Consider the following 25,672-nt stretch of genomic DNA (forward strand, 5'->3'; position numbering starts at 1 on the left):
AGTAAAAAAATTTACTTGGTCAACTTGCCGTTAGCGTCCAAATAATTTTGCAAAATGAATTCTGCGGCAATCTTGTCGATGACCTTTTTACGCTTCTTACGAGAAACGTCCGCCTCTTCGATTAGCATTCGTTCAGCCTGAACCGTCGTCAGTCGTTCATCTTGAAAATCAGTGGGCAAACTAAAACGGTCTTCCACCATCTTAGCATACGATCGCGCTGCTTGGGCACGAGGGCCCTCGGTATTATTCATATTCTTAGGCAGACCTAAAACGACGCCTTTTGCGCCTGTTTCTTGGAGAATTTCACCCAAACGGTCTAAGCCAAAGACTTTTTCGTCCTCGTTGATTCGGATGATTTCCACCCCTTGGGCCGTCCATCCCATTGGGTCCGAAACGGCCACACCAACTGTTTTTGAGCCTACATCAAGTCCTAGTATCCGCATTACTTATTTAAATAGGCGTGTACGAGCTCCTCGATGATTTCATCGCGCTCGTGGCGCTTAATTAAATTACGCGCGTCATGGAGTCGGGGGATATAAGCTGGGTCGCCAGACATTAAATACCCAACGATCTGATTGATTGGATTGTAACCCTTTTCTTCCAAAGCGGCATAAACCAATACCATCGTTTCATGGATATCCTTTGGTGCCTGGTTACCGAAGTCAAAAATCGCAGTCTCATCGTTCACACTCATCGTACACACTCCTTTCTTCATAGTTTTCACTTTTACGTGTCTTTAGTTTAACACGTTTCCAAGCAAAAAGCCGACTAAATTCCAAGCTGACCAATTTGCCAGTTGCCTTTAGTCGACCTGCTATCAAAGAAAATATTAAACTTGACCAATAATTTTTTCAGCCTGATCGAGCGCTTCAGTAATCTTGCTCTGGTCCTTTCCACCGGCTTGAGCCAAATCAGGTCGGCCGCCGCCGCCACCACCGACAGTTGGGGCAATCCCCTTGACCAGATCACCCGCCTTAATACCTAAAGCGTTGGCTGTCTTATCAGCACCAACCAGCAAATTGACCTTGTCACCAATGGCAGCAGCCAAAACCAAGATGTTTGACGCACCCTGATCGCGCCAAGCATCTGCCATTTGGCGTAAGCCACCGGCATTATCAACCTTAACTTGGGCAATCACAGCCGTCAGTTGGCCAATTTGCCTTGGATTATTGAAGAGTTTACCAGCCTGCAGAGCGGCTAATTGTGCCTGCATCGCTTCGATTTGCTGGTTAGCTGCCTTCAAATCGGCTTGTACTTCTTCAACCTTGTCCTTCACGGCCAAAAGGTTTGGTACTTTCAAGCCCTTAGCAATGGCTGCCAGCGTCTGTTCCTCTGCTTCAAAGCGAGTTAAGGCCGGAATTGAAGTCAACGCCTCAATTCGGCGAACCCCCGCCCCGATACCGGATTCAGAAACAATCCTAAAGAGTCCCAGCTCAGCTGTTGACTGAGCGTGGGTACCACCATCAAATTCCCGGTTATAGTCACCAATGGAAACCACGCGAACCGTGTCACCGTACTTATCATCAAAGACTGCAACAGCGCCAACCTGCTTGGCCTTCTCAAGGGACATTTCTTCCCAAGTAACCGGCAAGTTTTTGGCAATTTGCTCGTTGACTTGGTCTTGAATCTGATTTAACGTGGCCTGGTCAACCGGTCCTTCATGATTAAAGTCAAAGCGCAAATACTCTGGTTCCACCAAAGAACCAGCCTGGTGGACATCCCCACCAATCACATTCCGCAACGCTTGATCCAACATGTGGGTCGCGGTGTGATTCAAGGACACGGCCCGGTTACGATCCAAATCAATGGCCAAGTCAACCACCTGGTTAACCTTCAAATCCGCCATCATTTGTACTGTATGGATATGCTGACCATTGGGCCCTTTTTGAACATCCGTCACCTGGGCTAAGATGTGATCATTTTCATCCTTAACCGTTCCAAAATCAGCAACCTGACCACCCATTTCAGCATAGAACGGCGTCTGATCAAAGACCAACCAAGCTGTTTGACCAGCATGAGATTCTGTTGCTACTTGGGCCACACCATTTTCATCGTGAACCAAAACGGCCACGACCTTAGCGCCAAGAACCGTCTTGTCAGTCCAACCAACATAGGCTGATGGCACTTTCAAATCCGTTAAGGCAGCGTTTTGCACGCCCATCGCATTCTCCGTTGAACGGGCAGCCCGAGCGCGGTCACGCTGTTCTTGCAAAGCTTTTTGGTAACCAGCTAAGTCAACTGACAGACCAGCGTCTTCGGCCTGTTCTTCCGTTAATTCGACTGGGAAACCATACGTATCAGACAACTTGAAAGCATCTGCTCCCGCAATCGCCTTTTGGCCATTCTTCTTGGCTTGAGCAATGACCTCGTCCAAGAGTGACAAACCGGCCTTCAAAGTTTTGTTAAAGCGCTTTTCTTCCGCCAAAATTGTCTTTTCAATTTCAGCCTGATTAGCCTTTAGCTCTGGATAATAAGAGTCCAATGTACTAATCACGGCTGGTACCAATTTTGCCAAGAATTCACCCTGAATACCCAACTTTTGGCCGTGCAAAACAGCTCGTCGCAGTAAGCGGCGGATAACATAACCACGGCCTTCATTACTTGGCTTGGCTCCGTCAGCAATGGCAAAGGAAATTGCTCGAATGTGGTCGGCAATTACCTTAAAGGAAACGTTTTCAGCCGTATCCTTGGTTTCGTCGTACTTGGCCCCACCAGCTAATTTTTCAGTTTCATGAATAATTGGCAAGAATAAGTCCGTATCGAAGTTTGTCCGGCCATTTTGGAAAACAGAAACCAGTCGTTCGAGTCCCATACCCGTATCAATGTTTTTATGTGGTAATTCCGGGTAGGTGCTATTGTCCGTTAATCCAGGTAAGTGGTTAAACTGTGAGAAAACAATGTTCCAGATTTCCAAGTAGCGTTCATTTTCGCCTCCTGGATACATTTCAGGATCATCGGCTGGCAAATCGGCAAAGGCCTCACCGCGGTCATAGAAAATTTCAGAGTCGGGGCCTGAAGGGCCTTCACCGATATCCCAAAAGTTATCTTCGACTTCGTAAACGTGACCAGCTGGCAAATCAGTCTTTTCTTCCCAGATTTTGCGTGACTCTTGGTCCTTTGGATAAACTGTGACATATAGTTTTTCCTTGTCCAACCCGTACCATTCTGGTGACGTCAAGAGCTCCCAGGCCCAAGGAATGACTTCTGCCTTAAAATAGTCTCCAATTGAGAAATTTCCCATCATTTCAAACAGCGTATGGTGGCGGGCAGTCTTACCAACGTTTTCAATATCGTTCGTCCGAATGGCCTTTTGCGCGTTCGTTAATCGAGGTTTTGGTGGAACAACAGAGCCATCAAAGTACTTTTTTAAAGTAGCCACCCCAGAGTTAATCCACAATAGTGATGGATCATTTTCTGGAATCAATGACTTGGCCGGTACAACTAAGTGGTCTTTACTGGCAAAAAAATCTAAGAACATTTGCCGGATTTCGGCTGATGATAATTCTTTCATGAATTCTCCTTTGGTTTTCGGCTAATTAAAAAAAAGACCAAAACAAAGAGCGGACGCGTGACCGTGGTACCACCGCTGTTTGTAATGATCTTTCAAATCTTTACCTTTAATTCCTGATAACGCTAGGATGCGGCCATTTTTTGGCATTTATCCTGGGAGCACGCCCTCATGTTCCTAGTGTTTTCCATCAACCAACACCTTGCTAAAAAGAAGCTATAAGACCGCATATCCAGTTACTAAGGATAATTATAGCACAATTTTTTCTTGGCGAAAGTCTCTTTACCAGCCAATTGCACGGTCTTTTGGCAGTGGCTTCAAAGTGCCATTGTCAGCCTCCGTAAAGACCTGGTCAAAGATTGCAAAAACCTGGTCTAGCTGTTCGTCTGTAATCACCAAAGGTGGCTGGAAACGCAATATAAAGCCACGAAGCGTAATCATAACGACCCCTAACTCAAAGAGTCTAAAAATGATTTGACTCGCCAATTGGGCGTCTGGTTGCCCATCTTGATTAACGATATCAATGCCACCGTCAAGACCGTAAATGCGGACATCACCAAGACAGGTGTAGCGTTTCTGAGCTTGATCAAAGTATTCTTGCACTCGCAGGCCCAGCCGCATTGACCGGCCCACTAAGTCTTCTTCCTTTAAGACATCTAAGCCAGCCAGGGCCGCTGCAGCCGCTACCGGGTTGCCCCCAGTCGTAAAGAGGTGGCCCGGTGCAGGCAAGGCATCCATAATTTCAGCTTTCCCAACGACAGCAGACAATGGTAAACCGGAGGCAATTGATTTTCCAATGGCTAGTAAATCGGGTACAATCCCGAAATGATCAATGGACCACAGCGTGCCAGACCGGCCTAATCCCTGGTTAACCTCGTCCACAGCAAAAACAATGCCGTTTTCCCTAGTGTATTGATAAACCAGGTCCAGGTATTCTTGTGGGGCCTTCACGATTCCGCCGTCACCCTGAATGGGTTCAATTAAAACCAACGCCGTCTCATCCGCCGGTAGATAACTTTCAAAAAGTTGCTTAAATTCAGCAAATTTACGCAAAGAAAAGTCATGCTCATTCTCGCCCTGTAATCGGTCATGGCTGTCTGGGAAGGGTGCCTTGTAAAAACCGGGCATCAACGGACCAATTTTGCGGACCTGATTCAATGAAATCGCTGAAGCAATTGAAGCTGCGTAAGTCGATCCGTGCATAGCCCCGGTAAAGGTCACTACATTGGGCCGACCCGTGTAAGCCCTAGCAAATTTAATCATCGCCTCGTTAGCATCTGAGCCAGAATTTCCCAACGCGACCTTCTTGTCAAAATTACCCGGCGTCAGTTGAGACAGCCGGTCCAAAAGTTTAGCCGTGGTCGTATTCGCAAAGTAAGCTGGCGTATATAAAATTAGCTCTTCAGCCTGGTCCTTAATGGCCTGAACCACCTTTGGATGGCAATGGCCAAAGTTAATGGCAGAAGCCGAGGCCAACAAGTCAATGTAGGTTTTGCCATCAGCATCCGTCACTGTTGCTCCAGAACCAGATTGCACGACTAAATCAAAGTACTTAATCCGGGCCGCTGCATTTCTGTTTTGATCCTCTTCGGCTAAAATATCTAAATTTCTGCTCATACCCAACCTCTTTTTCTCATTTATTTTTAATCATTATACAATAAAAGCCCGGAAAATTCCGGGCTTTCAAGAAAAAATATTGAGTTGAGTCATGTTGCTTTACTTTTGCAAACGTGAATGGCGTGAACCATAGAACAGATAAACCAGCAATCCTAAGATGAACCAGAAGCCAGCATAAACACGGGCCTGAATGTCCAATGACCAGAAGATATAAAAGGCACCCAAGGCACCCAAAGCAGGCAAAACTGGATAAAGAGGCATCTTAAAGCCAGGTACTGGCAAATCTTTCCCTTCTCGTGGACGCAAGGCATAAACTCCAACAGAAACCATGATAAAGGCAATCAATGTTCCGGCTGAAATCAAACCTGCCAATTCGTTGAATGAGAAAACAGAACCAACCAAAACGGCAATGACCGTCAAAACTAACAAAGCGTTGTTTGGCAAACCCTTACCGTTAACGTCACCCAAGACCTTTGGCAACAAACCATCACGACCAAAGGCATATAGCAAACGAGAGCCAGCCAACATCATACCGATAATGGCCGTAAACATTCCAGCCAAGGCAACAACAGAAAGAATATTTGATACAAGTGGGTGCCCAGCCTTTTCCAAGGCCCACGCAGCTGGCGCAGCATTGTTAGCATATTGTGTATAATGGAACATTCCAACCATAACCAAGGCAACTGTCACGAACAAGACCGTGGCAACAACCAAAGAACCGATGATACCACGAGGCATTGTCTTTTGTGGGTTCTTTGCTTCAGCAGAGTTAGCAGCAATTGAGTCAAAGCCAATATAGGCCAAGAAAATTTGTGAAGCGCCCGCTGAAATTCCTTGCCAACCACCAAAAGTTGTTCCTGGTTTATGAGCTGGAATAAAGTTAGCATAGTTTGAAGGATGAATAGCAGTGGCCCCCACAACGATAAAGAGCAAGATTACCAAAACCTTCAAGACCACCAAAGTATTTTCAACCTTGGCCGTTGTGTTCGTACCCTTCCAAAGCAAAGTGGCCACAATCAAAACCGCCAACAGTGAGAAGAGGTCAATCACCCCACCGTTTCCGGCGGCAAAAGAGCCATTCAAGGCTTTTGGCAATGACAGGCCGAAATTAGCTAAGAATTGGTGGAAATTGGCCGACCAACCAGAAGCAACGAAGGCCACGGCAATAAAGTATTCAGCCAGCAAAGCCCAACCGGCAATCCATCCGAACACTTCACCAAAGACAACGTTGGCCCAAGAATAAACGGAACCGGCAAATGGCAAAACAGAAGCAAACTCCGCATAGGCAAAGGCTGTCAAACCAGAAACGATCGCAGCAACCACAAAGGACAAACTAACGGCTGCACCAGCGTGGTTGGCGGCCACAATTCCTGGCAAGGTAAAGATGGCCGTGGAAACAATTGTTCCAACCCCCAAGGCCAACATTTCCTTCACACCCAGTGTTTTTTTCAGATGGGCATCACTTTGTTCGAATGCTGATGGATCAGCTCTCCTAAACCAAGAGCCCATTCCGCTTTTATCTGCCATAAGCATCTCCTACTTTCTTAATTTATAAACTATCAAAAATATTAGCATTTTCTAATTTAAATGTCAAACACTTTATTAATCCTAACTTTATAAATTGACTGTTTTCTCATTTACCGCCTTGTTATCAGAAGAATCTCTTGCTGAATAAAAAAAAGAACCGGATTAACCGATTCTTTTTGTTTAAATCAATATTAAAGTTCAGGTTCTTCGACTTCAACTGTATCATTAATCTTCTTGGCGCGGCGGAAATGCTTAGTAACCAAACGTGAACCAGTTCCCCAGAAGTAAAAGGCCAAAGCAACGACAATAATCATCACAAAGTCCAATGGATACTTCACCAGGCCGATTCCATTAAATTCGTGTGAACCAATATAAGACTCAATTGACAAAGCAACCAAGTACCAAAGCAACCAGGAAGACCCCTTTATTTGTTGCTTAGCGCGGTCCATTGACCATCCCTGCTTCCACTCGTAGAAGAAGTAGAATGGTAATCCTAAGACAATAATCAAAATAACTTCGATTGTGGTTGGCCACATTGCCCAATAAGTTGCTAATGAGGCCAATACAAAGGCTAGAGGAGCCATGTACTTCATACTCTTTGACTTAAATGGTCGATTGAAATCAGGTGCCATCTTGCGTAATGACATGACCGTAACTGGTCCCGTCAAATAGGCAATCAAGGTAGCAGTTGAAATAACAGCCGCCAAAGTTCCCCATGACCGGAAAACCGTTACCATAATCATTGACAAGATAGCGTCCGTTACCATGGCCATTCGTGGAATTCCGTACTTTTTGTTAATCTTACCCAAGTATTGTGGAATGTGCTTATCGGAAGCCATGGCAGCCAAGACACGACCGGTTGAGGCCGCAAAGGAAACACCGGTTCCAAATGGTGAAACAAAGGCATCCGTATACAGCAAGATTGACAACCAATTTAAGCCAAGTAAGATGGCCAAATCAGCAAACGGTGACTGAAAGTCGATTCCGTGCCAACCAAATTTAGCAATTTCAGACGGTTCAATCGCCGTAATAAAGGTTGATTGAATCAAGATGTACAAAATTGCTGCGATTCCTAAGGAAATCACAATTCCTCGAGAAATATCTTTTGTTGGATCCTTAACTTCTGAACCAAAGTTAATAATTGTTTGAAAGGCATTAAAAGAAAAGATAATACCAGAAACAGTTGTTGCCGCGAAGATTGGTGCTGTTCCATACGGCATGAACTGGTGAACCGTTGAACCGTAGTTTCCAGGATGGAAACTTGAAATGGTCAACATTACAATCGTCAACAATGGCACCCCAATTTTTAAGAATGAGATTGCTGAAGTAAAGCGAGTCAACAAGGTCACAGACCAGTAGTTGAGCAACGTGAAAACCGCAATAAAGCCAAAGACAACGAGCAATCCAGGTGTCGTGATTTGACCATTACTTAAGAAATGGTGGGTCCAATTTGCCCATTTCCAAGGCCAAGTTGACATATATTGAACGGCTGCCACCGCTTCGATTGGAATTAAAGTAATCAGTGATACCCAGTTTGCCCAAGAGGCAATAAAGCCTAAGAGTGATCCGTGAGTATACTGGGCAAACTTTGACATTCCACCCGACTGCGGAAACATTGTTCCCAATTCAATATAGGTGTAGGCAATCACACCGATCACGCCTGCCCCAATCACCCATGAGATAATAGCGGCTGGCCCAGCAACACGAGTTGCCTCCCAAGAACCAAACAGCCAACCAGAACCAATCAATGATCCTAGTCCCAAAAGAACAAGTTGTAGTAAACCAATTTTATGAGATTTCATAATATCCTTCCGTCACATTTATCAAAGTGACCACTTACAAGTGAACCACCAATGGTCACTATTGTACCAGAACGATTACAAATTGCAACTCTATTATATAAAAAAACTGCTGGTTATTCATACCAACAGTTTTTTTGCACTAATTTAAACAAAAAGTGCTGTAATAATTAAGATCACAATTAAACCGGTTACAGAAATAACTGTTTCCAAAACCGTCCAAATTTGGAAGGTTTGCTTAACCGTCAAATCGAAGTATTCCTTAAAGATCCAGAATCCAGCATCATTAACGTGAGAAGCAATCAATGAGCCAGCGCCAATGGCCAAAGCAACCAACACAAGTAACAAATCACCGTGTGGGTTAGCAGCTAAAATACCATTCACGACACCAACCGCCGTGATACCAGCAACCGTGGCTGAACCAACGGCAATTCGCAGCAATGAAGCCACTGCCCAAGCAAACAAAACAATTGTGACTGGCGACATTGAACCTGATGATTGGAACAAGTGTGCGATTTGGTTTGACATACCTGATGTTACCAAAACACCACGCAAGGCACCACCACCACCAACAATCAACAAGATGCCGGCAACTGAGTTCAAACCTTCAGTCAATGAAGTTTCAACTTCCTTCATTGAACGTTTTTGTCCTGGTCCCATCGCAAAGATGGCAAAGACCAAAGAAATCGTCATCGCAACGGCAGGGTTTGCCAAGAAATCAATTACTCGGTAAACCATGTCAGGGTTAGCTGGGGCCTTGCCGCCTGAAACCACCAACTTATAAACAGTGGCGATAATCATAAAGATCAATGGAAAGACAGAAGTCAAAACTGACATGGCAAAGCTTGGTGACTTATCCAAGTCGTATTCCTTGACTTCACCAACCGCTTCAATATGTTCCTTGAATTGGAAAGCATCAGGGGCAAACTTTTGCGCCAACTTTGTATAAACAGGGCCGGCAACAATAGCTGTGATGATTGAAACAACCAAACCAACAATCAACATTAAACCAACGTTTGCGCCTAATTGTGAGGCAACAGCAGTTGGAGCTGGTTGTGGTGGTAAGAAGCCTTGTGCAGATGACAAGGCAGCCGTCATTGAAATTCCCAAATAAAGCAATGGGACACCCGCTTCAATGGCAACGGCAAAAACGATTGGAATCAACAAAACCATGCCAACTCCGAAAATCATTGAAATTCCAATGATAAAGGAAGCTAACAAAACAGCCCATTGCAAGCGCTTCAAACCGAACCAAGCAATCAAGGTCTTAGCGATTCGATAAGAACCACCAGCATCAGCAACCAAACGGCCAATCATTCCACCAAAGATGAAGATAACGGCGTTTGATCCCAAGATATTTCCCATTCCCTGGGCACCCAAAACGGCATCTGGGATCTTTGATGGGTTCATGCCCAATAAGAGGGCCAAAACGAAGGCCGTAATGACCAACGATACAAAGGTATTCAACTTAAACTTGGTGATTAAAACCAACAAGAGTAAGATGGACACGAATAACATAACAAATTCCATTTATCCATACGAAAGCCACCTGGCTTTCTCTCCTATTATCTCTGCGCCTTACTTCATGTGCTTACGCTGGAAGTCGGCAATGTTATCATATTCAGTTTGCAATTGGCGTGACAAGCGAATGAAGATTGGTGCCAATTCCCGATAAGCTTCGAAGTTTTCTGGGTCTGGTTGGTAAGTATTTGACTTACCAACATACTTTGAGATTTCATACAAATCATCAATTTGACCCAAGGCCTTTTGGGCAACAACAACCGCAGCTAACGCACCCGATTCAAAGGCTTGTGGCACTGTCACTGGTTGTTCAAAGATATCAGCAAACATTTGTCGCCACAACGGCGAGCGTGCAAAACCACCAGTTGCTTGGATGGACTTCAATGAACCAACAACTTCTTCCAAGGCCAAAGAGACCATGTAGACGTTAAAGGTAATACCTTCCAAAACGGCCCGGATCATGTTTGCACGAGTGTGTGAATGGTTCAAGCCAAAGAATGAACCACGCGCGTTTGCATCCCAAATTGGTGCTCGTTCACCACCCAAGTATGGATGGAAGAGCAAGCCATCTGAACCGGCAGGAATCTTTGATGCCACTTCAGTCATCAAGTCATAAGCGTCTTGCCCAAGCAGTGCAGCGGTTGACTTCTCGGCATCAAAGAGATTGTCGCGGGCCCAACGGAAGACATCGCCACCGTTGTTAACAGGTCCACCAACAACCCAGTGATCCTTGTCCAAGGCATAAGTAAATGTCCGGCCCTTTGGATCGATAACGGGCTTATCAGAAACAACACGGATGGCACCAGAAGTTCCAATCGTGATTGCTGCGACACCAGGTTGAACAGCATCAACACCAAGGTTTGACAATGGGCCATCACCGGCACCATAAACAAATGGTGTATCCGCAGGCAAACCAAGCACTGTCGCGTAATCGCTTTTCATCTTTGTTTCATATTCATATGGTGAAACAGGTTCAGGCAACTGATCCTTTGATAAACCGGTTACTGACAAAGCTTGCTCATCCCAGTCCAAGTTAAAGATGTTGAACAAGCCAGTTCCTGAGGCAATTGAAATATCCATCTTGTTCGCACCAAACAAACGGAAGAACAAATATTCCTTAATGCCTAAGTAATGAGCAGCATTCTTGTAAATATCTGGCTGGTCATTTCTCAGCCAAAGTAACTTGGACAAAGGTGCCATTGGATGAATTGGCGTTCCGGTCTTTTGGTAAATTTCCATCCCTTGACCAGATTCCTTCAATTCATCAGCATACTTAACGGCACGAGTATCGGCCCAAGTAATAACACGTGTCAGTGGCTTCCAGTCTTTATCAAAAGCAATCAATGAGTGCATTGCTGATGAGAAGGAAACAGCTGTAATTTTGTTTCCTTCACTCAAATTGGCCTTACGAACAACAGCAGCTAGGGCGTTGGTAAAAGCGACAAAGATTTCTTCTAAGTCTTCTTCCGCCATATCCGTTTGATCCCGATATAAGGGATAACCAACATTCGATTGGGCCACCACTTGGTTTTGATCATCGAACAAAACGGCCTTAGTCGAGGTCGTTCCTAAATCGATACCAATCATATAATCCATGATTATTTCTCCATCACAATTCCAGAAAAAAGGCCACTCGGGTTTCTTTCTGATTAATCAACGTAATCTAGAATAGCAAGATGCTTGAAAGAATAAGCTTTTCAAAGAAAAAGCCCCCAAGTAACGGGAGCAAGTTTCAAAACAAATCTTAAATTACTTAGCAGCGTCCATTGCGTGTCCACCAAAGCCGTTACGCAATGCTGAAACAACCTTTCCAGTGAACGTGTCTTCTTGCAATGAACGGTAACGCATTGCAAGTGACAAGTAGATAACTGGTGCTGGAACTTCCAAGTCAAGTGATTCTTCAACTGTCCACTTTCCTTCACCAGATGAGTGCATCCGTCCAGAAATCTTTGACAACTTTGGATCCTTAGCAAATTGTTCTTCGGCCAATTCCATCAACCATGAACGAACAACTGAACCGTGGTTCCACAACTTTGCGACTGCTTCGTAGTCGTAATCGAATTGTGAAGCTTCCAATACTTCGAAGCCTTCGGCGATGGCTTGCATCATACCGTATTCGATTCCGTTGTGAACCATCTTCAAGTAGTGACCTGATCCCAAACGACCAGTGTACAAGTAACCATCTTCCAAGGCAATTGAAGCAAACAATGGTTCGATTGTCTTCCATGCTTGGGCGTCATCGCCACCAATCATGAAGTTTCCACCGTTACGAGCACCTGACATTCCACCAGAAGTACCAGCATCAAAGAACTTCAAACCAGCTGCAGTAGTGCGCTTGTTTTGTTCCAAGTTGTCCTTGTAGTTTGAGTTTCCACCATCAATGATGATGTCGCCCTTATCCATCTTTTCAATCAAAGTATCGATTGTTGAGTTTGTTGGAACACCGGCTGGTACCATTACCCAAACAACCTTTGGTGATGGCAACTTAGCCAACATGTCATCGATTGAGCTGGCGCCTTCAACCTTGTCTGAGTAAGCATCTGCTTCTGCAACAAAATCCTTGTTCAAGTCGAATGCAACAACTTCGTGACCATTGTCAACGGCGTTCTTAACCAAGTTAAGACCCATCTTACCAAGGCCGATCATGGCAAACTTCATGTGTATTACCTCTTTTTTAAATTCTTCTATTTAAACTACAAGTTCTATTATATGAAAATCATTTACATGATGCAAGTGATAATTGAAAATAAATTTCAACTTAGGTATAGTATTTATATTCTTAGGTTCTTCAATAATAAAGAGAGACAATTATGCCAAATTCAATTTTTGCTAAACTTGGACAAAGTCCATCCGGTTATAATCAGACCGAAAGTAAACTGATTACTTATATTAAAGCCAAACCCGCCGAAGCTGCAACCGGCACCATCCGTGAAATGGCTGAAGAAACTGGCGTATCCACCGCTTCGATTTCTCGTTTTGTTAAAAAAATCGGTTTTGCCTCCTATCGCGACTTTTCGGTGGCTCTCGCCTCTTATAATCAAAGAAAACCTCCAGTCGATCTGTTTGGTGAGATTGAAGATGCCGACGACACTGCCGCTATTACGAAAAAGGTTTTTGCCGGCGCTCAAAATGCCCTTTCAATGACAATCGACAATTTGACCGCCGAAAAATTAGACCAGGCAGTTAAGTGGCTGACTTCGGCAAAGCGCGTCGGCTTCTTTGGCATCGGAGGCTCTTCAATTGCCGCTTTTGATGCCTACCACAAGTTCTTGCGTACCCCAATTGATGTCATCTCACACCCTGATTACGACATCCAATTGATGCAAGCAGTCAAGTTAACGCCGCAAGATACTGCCGTCGTGATTTCCCACTCCGGTCGCAACGAAGATACCCTCTTTGTTGCCCAAAAGCTAAAAGACAATCAAGTGCCCTTTATCGCGATTACTTCCTTCGCTGATTCTCCCTTGGCTGAAATGGCTAATTTAGTCTTTCTCTCTTTAGCTGAAGAAATTAACTTTCGATCAGAATCAATGTCTTCCTTGGTTGCCCAGCTAACCATAATCGACACACTTTTCACCCTTGCTGGATCAAAGTTACCAACACAAACGCAACACGTCGTCGATACCATGCGTGACGTCATCGAAAGCACTCGCCTTCATTAATCAGACTGCACGGAACAATTTGCCGCTGCAAAAAATCAGCATTAGTCAATAAAAAACGCACTGTTTCATCAACAGTGCGTTTTTATTGGTTATTCTTGCTCTTCTTTTTCAACCATCGCAATTGCCTGGTTCATCAACATATCGATTGCCACAAAGTTTGCACCACCTTCTGGTACGATAATGTCTGCATAACGCTTTGTTGGCTCAACGAATTGATTATGCATCGGCTTAACGGTTGCCAAGTATTGCTCAATCACCCCTTCAACTGTCCGGCCACGCTCATGCGTATCGCGTTGAAGACGGCGGATAAAACGAATATCGTCATCCGTAGCAACAAAGACCTTCAAATCAAGCAAATGACGAACACGAGCATCATTGAAAAGCAAAACGCCATCAACAATAATCACATCGGCCGGTTCAATATGTACCGTTTCGCTTGACCGCGTATGCTGTGCATAATCATAAACTGGAATGTCAATTGCCTGGTAGTCAATCAACTTTTCCAAATCAGCAACGAATCGATCCGTTTCAATCGAATCCGGATGATCATAGTTCGTTTTAACCCGCTCAGACATTGGCTTGTCCGATTGGTCCTTGTAGTAAACGTCTTGCTGCAACAAAACTGGCTGGTTTGCACTTAAACGAGTGATTAACGCCTTGGAAACGGTGGTCTTACCAGAGCCAGACCCACCTGTAATACCAATTAGTAACGGTTTCTTTGCCAAAATTGCCTCCAAGGGCCAAAAAGCCCACTCAATCATTTTTTTCTTATCCAACCTATTTTACGTGATAACAGCCCTAAAAGCTAGTATCATTTTCTTTTAAAACGGAAAATCTATGACATAAAAAGCCTGAAATTTGTCTGTCAAATTTCAGGCTTCAAATTAAGGCAAACCTTTTTCTAATTTTTAATCTTCTTTTTGTACACGAATCCGACTGGCCAATAAGTAGCCAGAAAACGGAATCAAAATAAACCAGGCAGCCGTGTGATTCAAAGCAGCTCCATACGAAGTTGTCCTGATAAACACACCAATCAGAATGCTGGCAACCAAAATCGATGTTGCCCCAATCAGCTGACGCATAGTCGTAATAATAGCTGTACCGTGGGAAACCAGGTGCTTAGGCAAGGCATTGTTAGCTGCCGTAACCGCTGGCATCATGATGAAGGCGTTCCCCCCCTCCAAGAGCATGGCACCGATGATGGCTAATAACATGTGCTTAGTTCCAAAAACAGCTAAGTCCAAGTAGCCTAAGACCATCATCGTTGAACCGAGCAAGACCAAGGGACGCAGACCAATCTTTTCGAGCAACAGGCCAGCCCGTGGGTTCATAGAAGACAAGAAGACTGCCGCAGGAATCATCAACAAACCTGAGATAACCGGTACCAGATGATAAACTTTTTGGAAGTACAACGGCATCAAAACCGTCGCGGTAATTAAGCCAGAATAAGACATTCCTGTGAGCAACATGGCCGGTAAATAGCCCCGATACTTGAAAACCCGTAAATCCAAAAAGGGTGTTTCTTCCTTCCATTGGCGGATAACAAACGTTAACAAGAAAATAACTGAAAGTAGTAAAATCAGCCTCAATGTCCAATTCCAACCAGTGGCGGGCAAAACCGAGATTGTGTAGAGGATACCCGCAAAGCCGATTAAAAGAAAGGCTGACAAAAAGTCAAAATTACGTGGCTCTAATTTGTGTGTATTTTCAATCTTGGATTGCATTGTGGTAATCAAAACCAGCAAAACGATAAAGAATAAACCAAACAAAATCCGCCATGATCCCCACTGCAAAACGATACCGGAAACAATTGGACCAACGGCCAGTGCTGAACCCATGACCAGACCAACGGTCCCCATCGCCACACCACGGTCATCCTTTGGTGTATTTTCCAGGATGACCGCCTGGTAAGTTGGAAAAAGTGCCCCAACAGCGACTCCTTCAAGTAAGCGACCAATCACAACACCAAGAAAGTTTGGTGTGACCATTGCATACAGCGTTCCAATAAGAAAAACACCGACGATTAAATTCAATAATTTTTTCAACGGAATGTTATCTAGTAACCAGGGCGACAACGGCATCACTAAGGTCATAGCAACCATAAAGCCAGAGGTCACCCACTGGACATTAGCAGCGTTAATTCCAAACTGCTTCATTAAAATTGGATAGGCTGTCGTCATCGTTGACTGTGAGATTGACATCGTAAAGGATGTCAATAACAAGACCAATGAAAATGGCGACAAACGCTTCATATTTTTCAAGGAAAATTCCCCCTTTGTTGATTATCACTTTATTTTATAGAAAAAATTTAAAAATGGCAAGTTATTTATAATGATTCTAAATAAAAAAGGAACCCTAGAACGGATTTCCTGCAATCATGATTGAGTTCTTGTCGATCCTCGACTAATCAACGTGTATGGCAACTTAATTTGTGTTTCCTTTAATTTTTCACCATTCATTAACTTCGTTAACATCCGCATAGCAACTGCGCCAATATCGTACTTAGGCTGGTTAATTGATGAAAGCTCCGGTCGAGAAACAATTGAAAAATTCGTGTTGTTTGATGTCACAATCTCCAAGTCTTCTGGCACCTTGTATCCGTGGTCCTGGTAATAGTTTAAGACGGAGACAGCAATTTCGTCATCGTAAGCAACCACGGCCGTCACGTTCTGGGCCATTAAATCCGCAGCTTGTAGCTGACCGGCCTCATAGGTCCGTGCCTTAGCAAAAACGAGTTGATCATCGTAGTCAATTCCTGCTTCTTGCAAAGCACGTTGATAACCAACCAAACGAAAATCTTGATCAATTGCTCGATCCCTTGAACCAAGGACCAGGGCAATTCTTCGATGGCCGCGGGCGAGCAACTTTGATGTGACCGTTTCAAAGGCGGTCACATAATCGATATTGACAGATGGTAAAGCCTCATTCTCTGCCACTGATCCAGCCAAGACAATTGGCACCCCAGCTGATTGAATCACTGACATAACTGGAGTTGAAAGCTTGGTGCCCATATAAATAATACCGTCCACCTGCTTCGTTAACAAGTTCTTAATGGCAGTAACCGCCCGGTCCTGTTCATCATCGGTATTCGTTAGCAAAGCATCGTATTGGTACATTTGGGCGATGTCATCAACACCACGAGTCAATTCAGAATAAAAAATATTCGTCACATCCGGCATCACAACACCAATCGTGGTTGTTTTCTTGGAAGCTAAGCCACGGGCTACCGCATTGGGCTGGTAGGCTAGCTCATCGATTGCCTTCAATACTTTGTCTCTGGTTGACTGACGTACATTATCATTACCATTAACAACTCGGGAAACAGTGGCCAGTGAAACCCCAACCTTTTCGGCGACATCATAAATTGTTGCGTTTTTCTTTTGCTCTGCCATCGCCATAACTCCTTATATAAAGCCTCTTCTAAAATTCAATCATAGCAAAAAAAGGCCGCTTGTGCAAACGCTTACACGGCCTTTTCACTTTCATTTATATTACAAGTCATTTTCATCTTGGTGCGTATCAACCAATTCTTGTTGACGGTATCGCCAGTAAGCAATGCCCATAAAGCCAAAGCTACCAACAAGCATTAAAAAAAATGCGGCAACAAGGGTCAGCCAGGTTGGCCAGCCATGGTTAGTTGCCCACAAAAATACAATTGGGTAGGCCAGTAAAATGAGCAAACTCCAGCCAACTTTAAGTAAGGTCATGGTTTCTTTCCTTTGATTCAGCAAAAATGATGGTCTCATGACCAATTTTTTCAAACGCTAACGCATTTCCTCAACCAAGGTCAGTTGCGTTCGACACTGACCACAGCGGTATTTTTTCGTATCCACTCGTCGTTTGCGATAAAAATCGTGACCGTTTTGGCAACGATAATGCCACTTCACAGTCTGCTGTTTTGTCGGCCCCAAAGCTGGTGCATAGCGTGACCCACCGACCTGCTGCAAGAGGGACTTGAAGTCAGCATCCTTATGCCGGTAGCCTCGGTGCGCTAGGTGGAGGTGGTAATGGGTTAGTTCGTGCTTGACAACCCCGATAAAATCGTCCTGGTGCGCCATCTTCGGGTTAAAGTCAATATGATGATCAGCCAGATGGTAGCGACCACCGGTGGTTTGCAACCGATTATTATAGATTGCTTGGTGCCTAAACGGCCGGCCAAAGGACTCTAAAGAGACCTTTTCAACAAAGGCCTGTAAATCGTCTTGCCTTAGTTCTGCTGATTCAAAGCCACGACCAAGCTCACTTCCTTTAGCCGCTGCTGATTTTCGGTATGCAGCTGTCGGCCGTGACGCTTGCATCCCCGCGCGAACCTGCTGACGCTTACGCCTGGTGAACATAGACGTAATCCACGACCTTTTGTAACGTCGTCAAGGAATCCAACGCTTCGTCTGGAATTTCCATATTATATTCATCTTCAACCTCTAAGACCAACTCAACCACGTCAATTGAATCAGCCGATGTATCCTGAGCAAAGTTCAGATTGGGACTAACCTTCTCAGCCTTTAATGAAAACCGTTGTGCGGCTTCCTTTGCTAACCGGTCATAAATCTGTTCTTTTGTAAATGCCATTTGTTACTCCCTCAGCAGTTAGCGGTGCGTGACCAATAGCACTCACGACCGTCAAGCTGATTTTTATTTTTCAATTTTCTTTGCCTTCAAAGCGTCGGCATTTTCTTTAATAAAGTTCGTGGTCTTTTCAACCAAGTTTTCTTGAACCATCGTTTGAATCTGACCCATCGTGTTGGCGACAGCATTAGCCTTAGCCGAACCATGGGTCTTAACCACGGGTGCTTTCACACCCAAGACCACGGCACCACCCTGTTCATTAAAGTCCATCTTATGCTTCAAGGAGCGCAAGGCTGGCTTCATCATGAGGGCGCCCAACAGCCCACGAAATCCGGCTGATTTGATAGAATCCTTCAATTGGTCCATCATCGTCAAAGCTGTTCCTTCCATGGCCTTCAAAGCAGCATTTCCTGAGAAACCGTCGGCGACAACAACATCGGCGGTACCTTCCAGAATTTCACGGGCCTCAACATTGCCTAAGAAATTAAAGGCAGTTGCCTGCTTCATCAACTGGTGAGCTGCCTTGTGGGTTTCATCTCCTTTGTCTTCTTCGCCCCCGTTATTTAATAAACGAACACGGGGATTTTGAATCCCCATAACAGACTGGGCATAGAAGCTACCCAAAATACCATATTGATAAAGGTGCGCTGGCTTATTTTCAGCATTGGCTCCCAAGTCCATGAAAACAAATGAATCATTGGGACCACCAAATGATGGAATAGCAGAAGCCAAGGCCGGACGGTCAACGCCCTTAATCCGGCCGACAATAAAGATAGCAGAAGACAGGATGGCACCGGTATTTCCAGCAGAGAACAGAGCATCGGCCGTTCCATTTTTTACAGCCATTGCAGCGCGCACCAAAGAAGAGTCCGGCTTATTTTTCATTGCCTTCACGGGTTCTTCACCCATCTCAATTTCCTCTGTCGTTGCAATCAGCGTAATTCGGTCACTATTTTTAATCAATGGACGGACCTTAGCTTCAGTGCCAAACAGTTGAAATTCCAAACCGGCATAACGGTCACGGGCCATTTCAACTCCCTTAACAATTTCATCGGGGGCAAAATCCCCCCCCATCGCATCAATGGCAATCTTAATCACAATTTTTCTCCTAAAATTATCGTCTTATTTTTAAATTTGCTAATCAAAATGGCGGAACTGCGCCATGGTTTTGGATAAGTAGGTTACTAGGGGCTGATTATCCACCTGGTTATCCCAGCCAGACTCACGCACCAGGCTTAAGGCTTCCTGCTGGGCAATGGTCAGCATCGTCAAATCCTTGACCGGATCGCCCACCTGAAATTCAGGCATCCCCGACTGCTTCGTCCCTAAAATATCACCTGCGCCCCGTAGCTCCAAGTCGCGCTGGGCCAATTCAAAGCCGTCGGTTGTATCGACCAAGGCCTTGAGTCGTTCCTTACCATAGTCGGTCTTAGGATCGGCCACTAAAACCGTATAAGACTGGCGGTCGCCGCGGCCAACCCGGCCCCGCAATTGATGGAGCTGGGCCAAACCAAAACGGTCAGCATCTAATATTAACATAATTGAAGCATTGGGCACATCGACCCCAACCTCAACAACAGTTGTCGCAACCAAAACTTGAACCTGATTGTCCTTGAAGCCCTGCATCAAGGTGTCCTTGTCGTCTTTTTTCAACCGACCATGTAAAAGTCCAACCGTATAGTCCGGTAAGGCCACCTGTAAGCGCTGGTATACTTCGGTAACGTTTTGGACATCCAAAGTCTCAGATTCTTCAATCAAGGGCGTGACGACATACGCCTGGGCCCCCTTAGCCAATTCCGCCTTCATTAAGGCCAGAGCCTGGTCAAACTGTCTTTGAGAAAGCTGACTCGTCATAATCTGTTTCCGTCCAGCTGGCAATTCATCAATCACGGAAACTTCCATTTCGCCATAGGCTGTAATAGACAAGGTCCTGGGAATGGGTGTCGCCGTCATGGCCAGGATGTCAGGGTTCATTCCCCCTTCACGTAACTTTGATCGCTGCTTCACACCAAAACGGTGTTGTTCATCGATGACTGCTAAACCGAGGTGATGGAAGTAAACGTCATCTTGCACCAGAGCGTGGGTACCAACAACAATGTCAATTTCGCCATTAGTTAAATCGGCTAAAATTTGACGGCGCTGGCCAGCCTTCAGGCCGGAAGTCAACAGTTCCACCCGCAGGTCAATCCCCGCTTGGTCAAAGAGCTTTGCCAGACTCTTAGCATGTTGCTGAGCCAGAATTTCAGTTGGCGCCATTAAGGCTGCCTGACAGCCAGCAGTCACCGTTGCATACATGGCGATGGCTGCCACTACCGTTTTTCCAGAACCAACATCGCCTTGTAGGAGACGATTCATGTGTCGTCCGTCGTGTTGGTCGGCTAAAATTTCGCCGACCACTCGCTTTTGAGCAGCGGTTAACTCATAAGGAAGGCGGTCTATCAATGTGAAAACCGCCTCTTTATCATAATGAAGTGGTTGACCACCAAAGGCTTGGTCCGCCTGTTTAATTAATTGAAGGCGCATCTGAAAGATAAAGAACTCTTCAAAGGCAGCCGACCGACGACCGGCCTTGGCTTCCGCTGAATCCTTAGGAAAATGAGCCCACTCGATTTGCTGATTTTTGTCAAGCAGACGGTACTTGTCACGTAAGTGTTGCGGCACCAGGTTTGGCATCTGTCCGCGCAATTGCCCCCAGGCCTGCTCAACCAAGTCAGCAATTGTCTTCGCCTTGACCCCCTTGGAGGCCGGATAAATTGGATCCAAGGCATCGGTTGTGGCCGGAACTAATTTGATAGCAGATAGGGCCGCCTTGGCTGCGTTATAGGTTCCATAAACGGCAACTTCTTGTCCGACTTCAATGTTTTTAGCAACCCAGGGCTGGTTAAAGAAGGTTACGCGAATATTTTCACGGTCAATCAACAGCCCTAAAACGGTTTGCGACCGTTTTCCAAAGCGGCGAACCACGGCGGGTGTGGAAACAACCCCTTTGAACGTGACCTTTTCCCCATCAAGTGTTTCCGATGGTCTCCTTGCACCCAAGTCCTCGTAGCGAAAAGGATAGTAAGTCAACAAGTCTTCGATTGTAAAAATACCCAAGTCGCGTAACGCAGCTTGTCTCTTTTCCCCGACACCGGACAGTGCTGAAACCGGGTCTTCTAAAGCCAATGACATGAGTCTATCCCCTCTTTTTGATAAACAATATTTTACCATTTTCAAGAGTGAAAGGAAATATCGCCTCCGCTAGTAAGCAGGTCATCATCTCTTTGGCAATAACACTGTCACTTTTGCCAACAAAATCAAAAGGAAATCCGCCAATTTTTTTGTCTTGTTTTTCTATCATTGCTAGTCAGAGAAACACTGACCATCTCATTTTTAACCATAAAAAAAGACGCCAATGGCGACTTTTGTTTTTTAATGAATAAATACTGTGATGAACGTAATCGCTCCGAAGAAGATTCCAGGAACGTTGGAAATGATGATTGGCCAATCCTTATAAGTTTTCAGCCAACCATAACCAGTCCATAGCGTAGCATTGACCATCGCAACGGCTGGTTGGAGCCAGTTAACTGGATTCCCACTAAAGTTAGAAACAATCTGTGGAAAGTATGAAACGTACATCAAGATGTTCATCACGGTTGCGACCTTAGAAAAGATCTTCAACATCTTAATCCGCTTCTCATCTACCTGTTTTTTTTCTTCTGGTGAAACATAATTATCAACACGCATGCCCATGATTTTGTATCTCCTATTCCATCATTCGCTCGAATGATTGTGCCAATTATAACACAATTAGAAAAAGAGCAAGGACAATTGAAAAAAGGCTCGGCGAATTATTCGCCAGGTAATAATCTGCAAGAACTTTTGGCCATGTTAGTAGCTAAGTTATCTTGGTTAAACTTATGAAGGAGATTATAAAAATGCTGAGCATGTACATCTCTTTTTTATAATTAGCTTATTTTGGCCTAAATTTGGTCTAAATGGTCTAAAAATCAGGGTATATTGACGAAAACTGTCGAAAATAAAAAAAGTTCTACAAATGCCTTTATACCAGTATTTAGAGACAAAAAAGCCGTCCTCTAGATATTCCTAGAAAACGGCCGAAAAGGTGGCAACCGGAGTCGAACCGGCGATCAGGGTGTTGCAGACCCATGCCTTACCACTTGGCTATGCCACCAACAAAGCGTTTAAACAACGCTTATAATTATAAAGAAAATTGGTCTAAATTACAATACCTTTATCAAAGTGCTTGCACGAGCTGATTTAACCTAATTTATTATCCAAGAGAATTTGTTTCATCTCCGCTTGAATATTATCTGGTTTGACCCACTCATCAAAATGATCAGCTTCCAATGGCAAAAAATCATAGTGATGATTAATAAAGTCTTCCACTTTTTCCACGTGGGAAGAGCGCGGAATGTTCATCTTTAAAATCCTCACTTCCTTAATCATTCCATGCTCAGCAGCGTACTCTGCTCGAGAGTTTTCGGAGATGTTTCCTAATTCATAGTAAACCGTACCATCGTTACGAGTAATTTCTTCAATCAAATTAAAGGTCTGATTCATCTAACAAGTTCCGTCCTTCCCTTTGATAACGGCGTTCGACCAGATAAGTTGACAGCCAAATCGATAACAAAATCCCAATCATACCTAGTAGCATCGTGGCCACTTCCATTACTAAAAGCTTAGCATTAATAAATTCTGCCAATGTGTAATGCAAACGCAGGTACCAAATTAAGAGCGGAATATTAGCCCCTAACATCCCAAAGAAGAGCGTGTTGACTGCCGTTCCTAAAATTTGACTTCCAATTGTTTTCGCGTGCTCGCTTAAAGAGTCTTTGGTAATATCAGGCGAGCGATCAATCACCTCAAATAAATCAGCAGTAATTGCCATCGAAGCTTCAGCAATCGCCCCCAAAGCCGAAATGACCATCACAATCACAACTAAATGGCTAAAATTGATACCGATATTTAACGACAAGCCCTCTAATTCATCCGAATTTTCGAGAGTATAGCCTTGAACCTGGGCAAAGTGTTGAGTTAAAAAAGACAAGCAGCCAACAACAGTCGTCACCACCAAAGAACTTTGCCAGGCAATTGCCATGACCTTGCTTCGGCCAGCCGAAAGGTAGATGGCCACTGAAAGAATCATCAAGGAAATAATGGCCGTCACGATATAGGGATTAAAGCCCCAATTAACAAGGATAATCAACGTAAAAATCAGGAAAAAGTTCAAGACCAGCCCAAAAAAAGTTTTTAGTCCTTGCTGACCACCGACAATCATTAATGAAAGAAGAAGAATCACAATCAAGACAAAAATTGTATTCATTTTGCCGCCTCCTCTTCTTGATGACGTAATTTCCAGGCTGTCAGGCCGGCCGTGAGTGGGACTGCCCAAACAATTCCCAGCGCAGAAACAACTGTCTGCAAGATGCCGAGGTTCATGACCTGATCCAAAATATACGACCAGTTATTACCATTTCGTAGCATCAAAATCACCATCGGAATCGTCTCAGCAATAAAAATCATAAACAAAACGTTGGTCAAAGTGCCCAAAATTTCACGACCAACCGACAAACCTGCCTGCCAATAATCTCGGAAGGGCCGGTGAGGCGATTCGCGATGAAGGCCAAAGAGGCCGGCAACAATATCAGCCGACTCGTCCATTACCGCCCCTAAAACACCAATAATCGTCTGTGCATAAAAAATTGGGGCAGGAACCTGGGTCACAAAGGACATGGTTTCAAAATGCACACCAATTCCACCAGTAATGAGCAGGACAAACCACATGACGAAAACCGCCAAGGCAGTTGTGATAGCAGTCGCTGCTAACGTAATATGGGCCTGCCGGCCGCGTCCTAAGACCAGGTAAAGCGAAAGAGCCGCTAAAGCAACCGCCACCAGGGCAAACCAGGGAATAACTGGCAAACTCTTAACATGGACGTCAACAACCAATGCCAGCACAAAAACGGCAGCGTTCAATACAACCGATAGTAACAAAAAGCTGGTTTTTTTAAAACGAACATAAATCACAGTGGCTGAGACTAGTAAGACTATCAAGGCTAAAAGTGTTGAATCACGCTTAATCGTGTCGATTTGATAAGATCCAGAATACTCCTTGAGCAGAATCTGGTCACCAACTTGATAATCAGTGGTCATCGTTTGCGAGGCCATCACCTGATTTTGAATCTTAACCGTTTGGCCCGAGCGGTTGAGTAGTTTAACCGTCAGGTTCTGAGTAAATTGACCGTCCTGGTTGCCAAATTCATCCGTCGTTGTTTCCTGACTGGTCTGCTTGACAGCTGTTACTTGGCCAATAGGGGCAGCGTACAAAAAGCTATCAAAACGGGCCAAGAAAAAGGCCAGAATGGTTACAACAGCAATAATGGCCAAACGCCCTAGCTGTTTTTTCATGATCAATATCCCCTCTTGCCCTCCTCAAAAGGACAAAATTAGAACTTACAAAAGAAAAGGGCTGTCACAGTAACTGTCCAGCCCCAACAGAATTTTTTTAACGGTGCAACCGCAAATTTTCGCCGGCCACGGCCACTGGCTGGGCCAAGAAAAGGATTCGTTGCATCAAGCGAGCCGCCTTGCCCGGCTCTTTGGCCTCTCTTGTTTGACTCAAATACTCCTCTAAAGAGGTTAAATCAAAATTAGAAGTAAAGCAAGTGGTCAACTGATTTTGCATCCGGTATTCCAAGATAACCGACAAAATTGAGTCTCTCGCCCAAGCAGTCAGATTATCCGTTCCCATATCGTCCAAAATCAGCACTTCAGCCTGCTTAGCCTGGGCGATAATATCGTCTGTTTTTTGATCAGTACTATTTTTGTTGAAGCCAGCCTTCAAATCCTCAATCATCGATGTCCAGTGGACCATCATGACCGAAATGCCATTGGCGGACAAGGCATTGGCCAAGGCCCCCATCAAATAGGTTTTCCCAACACCAAAATCCCCATAAAGATAAAGGCCTTGAATAAAGTCGTGCTGGTGTCCTTTATCCTGTGAAACCAAGGCGTCAAACAGCCGAACAGCAGCTGAAACAGCAGCCTGGCGGCCAGGATGTTGGCCCACCTCTGCAACTAATTGCTTCAAATCAGCCTGACGCACATCCTTTGGCACCGAAAACATTTTCAACATCTTTTTCTGCATTAAAAATTCCTGGGTTTTCGGACTAGCTTGGTAAGTTACATGTGGGTATCCCTTTTCAATCGTGAGAATGGGATGGTAACCAGGAAAAAGCCCACTAGCAGGATTTTTACTCTGATGTTTTTGGTTAACATACTCAAACAGGTCCATCATTGCTACTGCAAAAGCATCGGGTTTCAACTCTTTTTGATGTGCCTGCCAAAAATCTTGAACATCTTGATCATTCTTGATAATTTCAAGGGTTTGTGCCAAACGGGCATTGGAAACTTGGGGATACTTTTTTTGAAAATCTTTTAAGGCTGACCCTAAATCTTTCATTACAAAC

Annotated in this window: 22 protein-coding genes, 1 tRNA gene and 1 pseudogene; 1 reads left to right on the plus strand and 23 read right to left on the minus strand. The window is 44.7% G+C overall.

Annotation, left to right across the window (positions count from 1 at the left end; all coding sequences use genetic code 11):
* Positions 1-11: 11 nt before the first annotated feature.
* From ruvX to gnd, 9 genes are all read right to left on the minus strand, one after another.
* Positions 12-443: a Holliday junction resolvase RuvX gene (ruvX, locus tag ACSYSH_RS02865; RefSeq protein WP_252773646.1), complete on the minus strand. Its 432-nt coding sequence runs from the start codon at positions 441-443 to the stop codon at positions 12-14.
* Positions 443-694 (minus strand): IreB family regulatory phosphoprotein, encoded by a 252-nt coding sequence (locus tag ACSYSH_RS02870; RefSeq protein ID WP_252773645.1) that lies wholly within the window; start codon positions 692-694, stop codon positions 443-445. The genes ruvX and ACSYSH_RS02870 overlap by 1 nt, the downstream gene beginning before the upstream one ends.
* A 135-nt stretch (positions 695-829) precedes the next feature.
* Positions 830-3,511: an alanine--tRNA ligase gene (gene alaS, locus ACSYSH_RS02875; RefSeq protein WP_491702418.1), complete on the minus strand. Its 2,682-nt coding sequence runs from the start codon at positions 3,509-3,511 to the stop codon at positions 830-832.
* A gap of 279 nt (positions 3,512-3,790) precedes the next feature.
* Positions 3,791-5,125: an aspartate aminotransferase family protein gene (locus ACSYSH_RS02880; RefSeq protein WP_491702417.1), complete on the minus strand. Its 1,335-nt coding sequence runs from the start codon at positions 5,123-5,125 to the stop codon at positions 3,791-3,793.
* A 99-nt stretch (positions 5,126-5,224) separates the two neighbouring features.
* Positions 5,225-6,652: an APC family permease gene (locus tag ACSYSH_RS02885; RefSeq protein ID WP_489815888.1), complete on the minus strand. Its 1,428-nt coding sequence runs from the start codon at positions 6,650-6,652 to the stop codon at positions 5,225-5,227.
* A 191-nt stretch (positions 6,653-6,843) separates the two neighbouring features.
* Positions 6,844-8,454, minus strand: coding sequence for an APC family permease (locus tag ACSYSH_RS02890; protein ID WP_489815889.1), 1,611 nt, complete (start codon positions 8,452-8,454; stop codon positions 6,844-6,846).
* Between the two features lie 144 nt (positions 8,455-8,598).
* Complete coding sequence (locus ACSYSH_RS02895; RefSeq protein WP_252773640.1) at positions 8,599-9,981, minus strand: gluconate:H+ symporter; 1,383 nt, start codon at positions 9,979-9,981, stop codon at positions 8,599-8,601.
* 48 nt (positions 9,982-10,029) lie between these two features.
* Positions 10,030-11,568, minus strand: a complete 1,539-nt coding sequence (gene gntK, locus ACSYSH_RS02900) for a gluconokinase (protein WP_489815890.1) — start codon at positions 11,566-11,568, stop codon at positions 10,030-10,032.
* 153 nt (positions 11,569-11,721) lie between these two features.
* Entirely contained in the window at positions 11,722-12,630 is a 909-nt protein-coding gene (gene gnd, locus ACSYSH_RS02905; protein ID WP_252773638.1) for a phosphogluconate dehydrogenase (NAD(+)-dependent, decarboxylating), read from the minus strand.
* Positions 12,631-12,782: 152 nt separating this feature from the next.
* Between gnd and ACSYSH_RS02910 the strand changes: the two genes are divergently transcribed.
* On the plus strand, positions 12,783-13,634 hold the full coding sequence (locus tag ACSYSH_RS02910) for a MurR/RpiR family transcriptional regulator (protein ID WP_252773637.1): 852 nt from the start codon (positions 12,783-12,785) through the stop codon (positions 13,632-13,634).
* A gap of 89 nt (positions 13,635-13,723) precedes the next feature.
* Here ACSYSH_RS02910 and udk read toward each other — a convergent pair whose 3' ends face one another.
* From udk to dnaI, 14 genes and pseudogenes are all read right to left on the minus strand, one after another.
* Positions 13,724-14,359 (minus strand): uridine kinase, encoded by a 636-nt coding sequence (gene udk, locus ACSYSH_RS02915; protein ID WP_252773636.1) that lies wholly within the window; start codon positions 14,357-14,359, stop codon positions 13,724-13,726.
* Positions 14,360-14,542: 183 nt separating this feature from the next.
* The gene (locus ACSYSH_RS02920; RefSeq protein WP_489816525.1) at positions 14,543-15,886 is read right to left on the minus strand and encodes an MFS transporter; all 1,344 of its coding nucleotides are present in this window, start codon (positions 15,884-15,886) and stop codon (positions 14,543-14,545) included.
* A 123-nt stretch (positions 15,887-16,009) separates the two neighbouring features.
* The gene (locus tag ACSYSH_RS02925) at positions 16,010-17,026 is read right to left on the minus strand and encodes a substrate-binding domain-containing protein (RefSeq protein WP_491702416.1); all 1,017 of its coding nucleotides are present in this window, start codon (positions 17,024-17,026) and stop codon (positions 16,010-16,012) included.
* 99 nt (positions 17,027-17,125) lie between these two features.
* Positions 17,126-17,341: a hypothetical protein gene (locus ACSYSH_RS02930; protein ID WP_489815893.1), complete on the minus strand. Its 216-nt coding sequence runs from the start codon at positions 17,339-17,341 to the stop codon at positions 17,126-17,128.
* A gap of 57 nt (positions 17,342-17,398) precedes the next feature.
* Positions 17,399-17,845 (minus strand): annotated as a pseudogene (locus ACSYSH_RS02935) (SprT family protein); the annotation flags it as partial.
* Between the two features lie 109 nt (positions 17,846-17,954).
* Positions 17,955-18,203 (minus strand): acyl carrier protein, encoded by a 249-nt coding sequence (locus ACSYSH_RS02940; protein ID WP_252773634.1) that lies wholly within the window; start codon positions 18,201-18,203, stop codon positions 17,955-17,957.
* Between the two features lie 63 nt (positions 18,204-18,266).
* Entirely contained in the window at positions 18,267-19,295 is a 1,029-nt protein-coding gene (gene plsX / locus ACSYSH_RS02945; RefSeq protein WP_252774428.1) for a phosphate acyltransferase PlsX, read from the minus strand.
* A gap of 42 nt (positions 19,296-19,337) precedes the next feature.
* Positions 19,338-21,371 carry an ATP-dependent DNA helicase RecG gene (gene recG, locus ACSYSH_RS02950; protein WP_491702415.1) on the minus strand — a complete coding sequence of 678 codons (2,034 nt, stop codon included), beginning with the start codon at positions 21,369-21,371 and terminating at the stop codon, positions 19,338-19,340.
* 240 nt (positions 21,372-21,611) lie between these two features.
* The gene (locus ACSYSH_RS02955) at positions 21,612-21,926 is read right to left on the minus strand and encodes a SemiSWEET family transporter (protein ID WP_059393695.1); all 315 of its coding nucleotides are present in this window, start codon (positions 21,924-21,926) and stop codon (positions 21,612-21,614) included.
* A gap of 377 nt (positions 21,927-22,303) precedes the next feature.
* Positions 22,304-22,374 (minus strand) — tRNA-Cys (locus ACSYSH_RS02960).
* An 86-nt stretch (positions 22,375-22,460) separates the two neighbouring features.
* Positions 22,461-22,763 carry a hypothetical protein gene (locus ACSYSH_RS02965; RefSeq protein ID WP_489815896.1) on the minus strand — a complete coding sequence of 101 codons (303 nt, stop codon included), beginning with the start codon at positions 22,761-22,763 and terminating at the stop codon, positions 22,461-22,463.
* Positions 22,747-23,526 (minus strand): YibE/F family protein, encoded by a 780-nt coding sequence (locus ACSYSH_RS02970; protein ID WP_489815897.1) that lies wholly within the window; start codon positions 23,524-23,526, stop codon positions 22,747-22,749. Before ACSYSH_RS02970 ends, ACSYSH_RS02965 begins: the two co-directional genes overlap by 17 nt.
* Positions 23,523-24,611: a YibE/F family protein gene (locus tag ACSYSH_RS02975; RefSeq protein ID WP_489815898.1), complete on the minus strand. Its 1,089-nt coding sequence runs from the start codon at positions 24,609-24,611 to the stop codon at positions 23,523-23,525. The genes ACSYSH_RS02970 and ACSYSH_RS02975 overlap by 4 nt, the downstream gene beginning before the upstream one ends.
* Positions 24,612-24,708: 97 nt before the next feature.
* Entirely contained in the window at positions 24,709-25,665 is a 957-nt protein-coding gene (dnaI, locus tag ACSYSH_RS02980; protein ID WP_489815899.1) for a primosomal protein DnaI, read from the minus strand.
* Between the last annotated feature and the right edge of the window lie 7 nt (positions 25,666-25,672).

Source organism: Fructobacillus sp. ESL1117 (assembly GCF_058508565.1).

Coding starts and splice junctions, on each gene's coding strand:
- ruvX (WP_252773646.1), bottom strand. CDS start 443: ATGCGGATACTAGGACTTGATGTAGGCTCAAAAACAGTTGGTGTGGCC.
- ACSYSH_RS02870 (WP_252773645.1), bottom strand. CDS start 694: ATGAGTGTGAACGATGAGACTGCGATTTTTGACTTCGGTAACCAGGCA.
- alaS (WP_491702418.1), bottom strand. CDS start 3,511: ATGAAAGAATTATCATCAGCCGAAATCCGGCAAATGTTCTTAGATTTT.
- ACSYSH_RS02880 (WP_491702417.1), bottom strand. CDS start 5,125: ATGAGCAGAAATTTAGATATTTTAGCCGAAGAGGATCAAAACAGAAAT.
- ACSYSH_RS02885 (WP_489815888.1), bottom strand. CDS start 6,652: ATGGCAGATAAAAGCGGAATGGGCTCTTGGTTTAGGAGAGCTGATCCA.
- ACSYSH_RS02890 (WP_489815889.1), bottom strand. CDS start 8,454: ATGAAATCTCATAAAATTGGTTTACTACAACTTGTTCTTTTGGGACTA.
- ACSYSH_RS02895 (WP_252773640.1), bottom strand. CDS start 9,981: ATGGAATTTGTTATGTTATTCGTGTCCATCTTACTCTTGTTGGTTTTA.
- gntK (WP_489815890.1), bottom strand. CDS start 11,568: ATGGATTATATGATTGGTATCGATTTAGGAACGACCTCGACTAAGGCC.
- gnd (WP_252773638.1), bottom strand. CDS start 12,630: ATGAAGTTTGCCATGATCGGCCTTGGTAAGATGGGTCTTAACTTGGTT.
- ACSYSH_RS02910 (WP_252773637.1), top strand. CDS start 12,783: ATGCCAAATTCAATTTTTGCTAAACTTGGACAAAGTCCATCCGGTTAT.
- ACSYSH_RS02920 (WP_489816525.1), bottom strand. CDS start 15,886: ATGAAGCGTTTGTCGCCATTTTCATTGGTCTTGTTATTGACATCCTTT.
- ACSYSH_RS02925 (WP_491702416.1), bottom strand. CDS start 17,026: ATGGCAGAGCAAAAGAAAAACGCAACAATTTATGATGTCGCCGAAAAG.
- ACSYSH_RS02930 (WP_489815893.1), bottom strand. CDS start 17,341: ATGACCTTACTTAAAGTTGGCTGGAGTTTGCTCATTTTACTGGCCTAC.
- ACSYSH_RS02940 (WP_252773634.1), bottom strand. CDS start 18,203: ATGGCATTTACAAAAGAACAGATTTATGACCGGTTAGCAAAGGAAGCC.
- recG (WP_491702415.1), bottom strand. CDS start 21,371: ATGTCATTGGCTTTAGAAGACCCGGTTTCAGCACTGTCCGGTGTCGGG.
- ACSYSH_RS02955 (WP_059393695.1), bottom strand. CDS start 21,926: ATGCGTGTTGATAATTATGTTTCACCAGAAGAAAAAAAACAGGTAGAT.
- ACSYSH_RS02965 (WP_489815896.1), bottom strand. CDS start 22,763: ATGAATCAGACCTTTAATTTGATTGAAGAAATTACTCGTAACGATGGT.
- ACSYSH_RS02970 (WP_489815897.1), bottom strand. CDS start 23,526: ATGAATACAATTTTTGTCTTGATTGTGATTCTTCTTCTTTCATTAATG.
- ACSYSH_RS02975 (WP_489815898.1), bottom strand. CDS start 24,611: ATGAAAAAACAGCTAGGGCGTTTGGCCATTATTGCTGTTGTAACCATT.
- dnaI (WP_489815899.1), bottom strand. CDS start 25,665: ATGAAAGATTTAGGGTCAGCCTTAAAAGATTTTCAAAAAAAGTATCCC.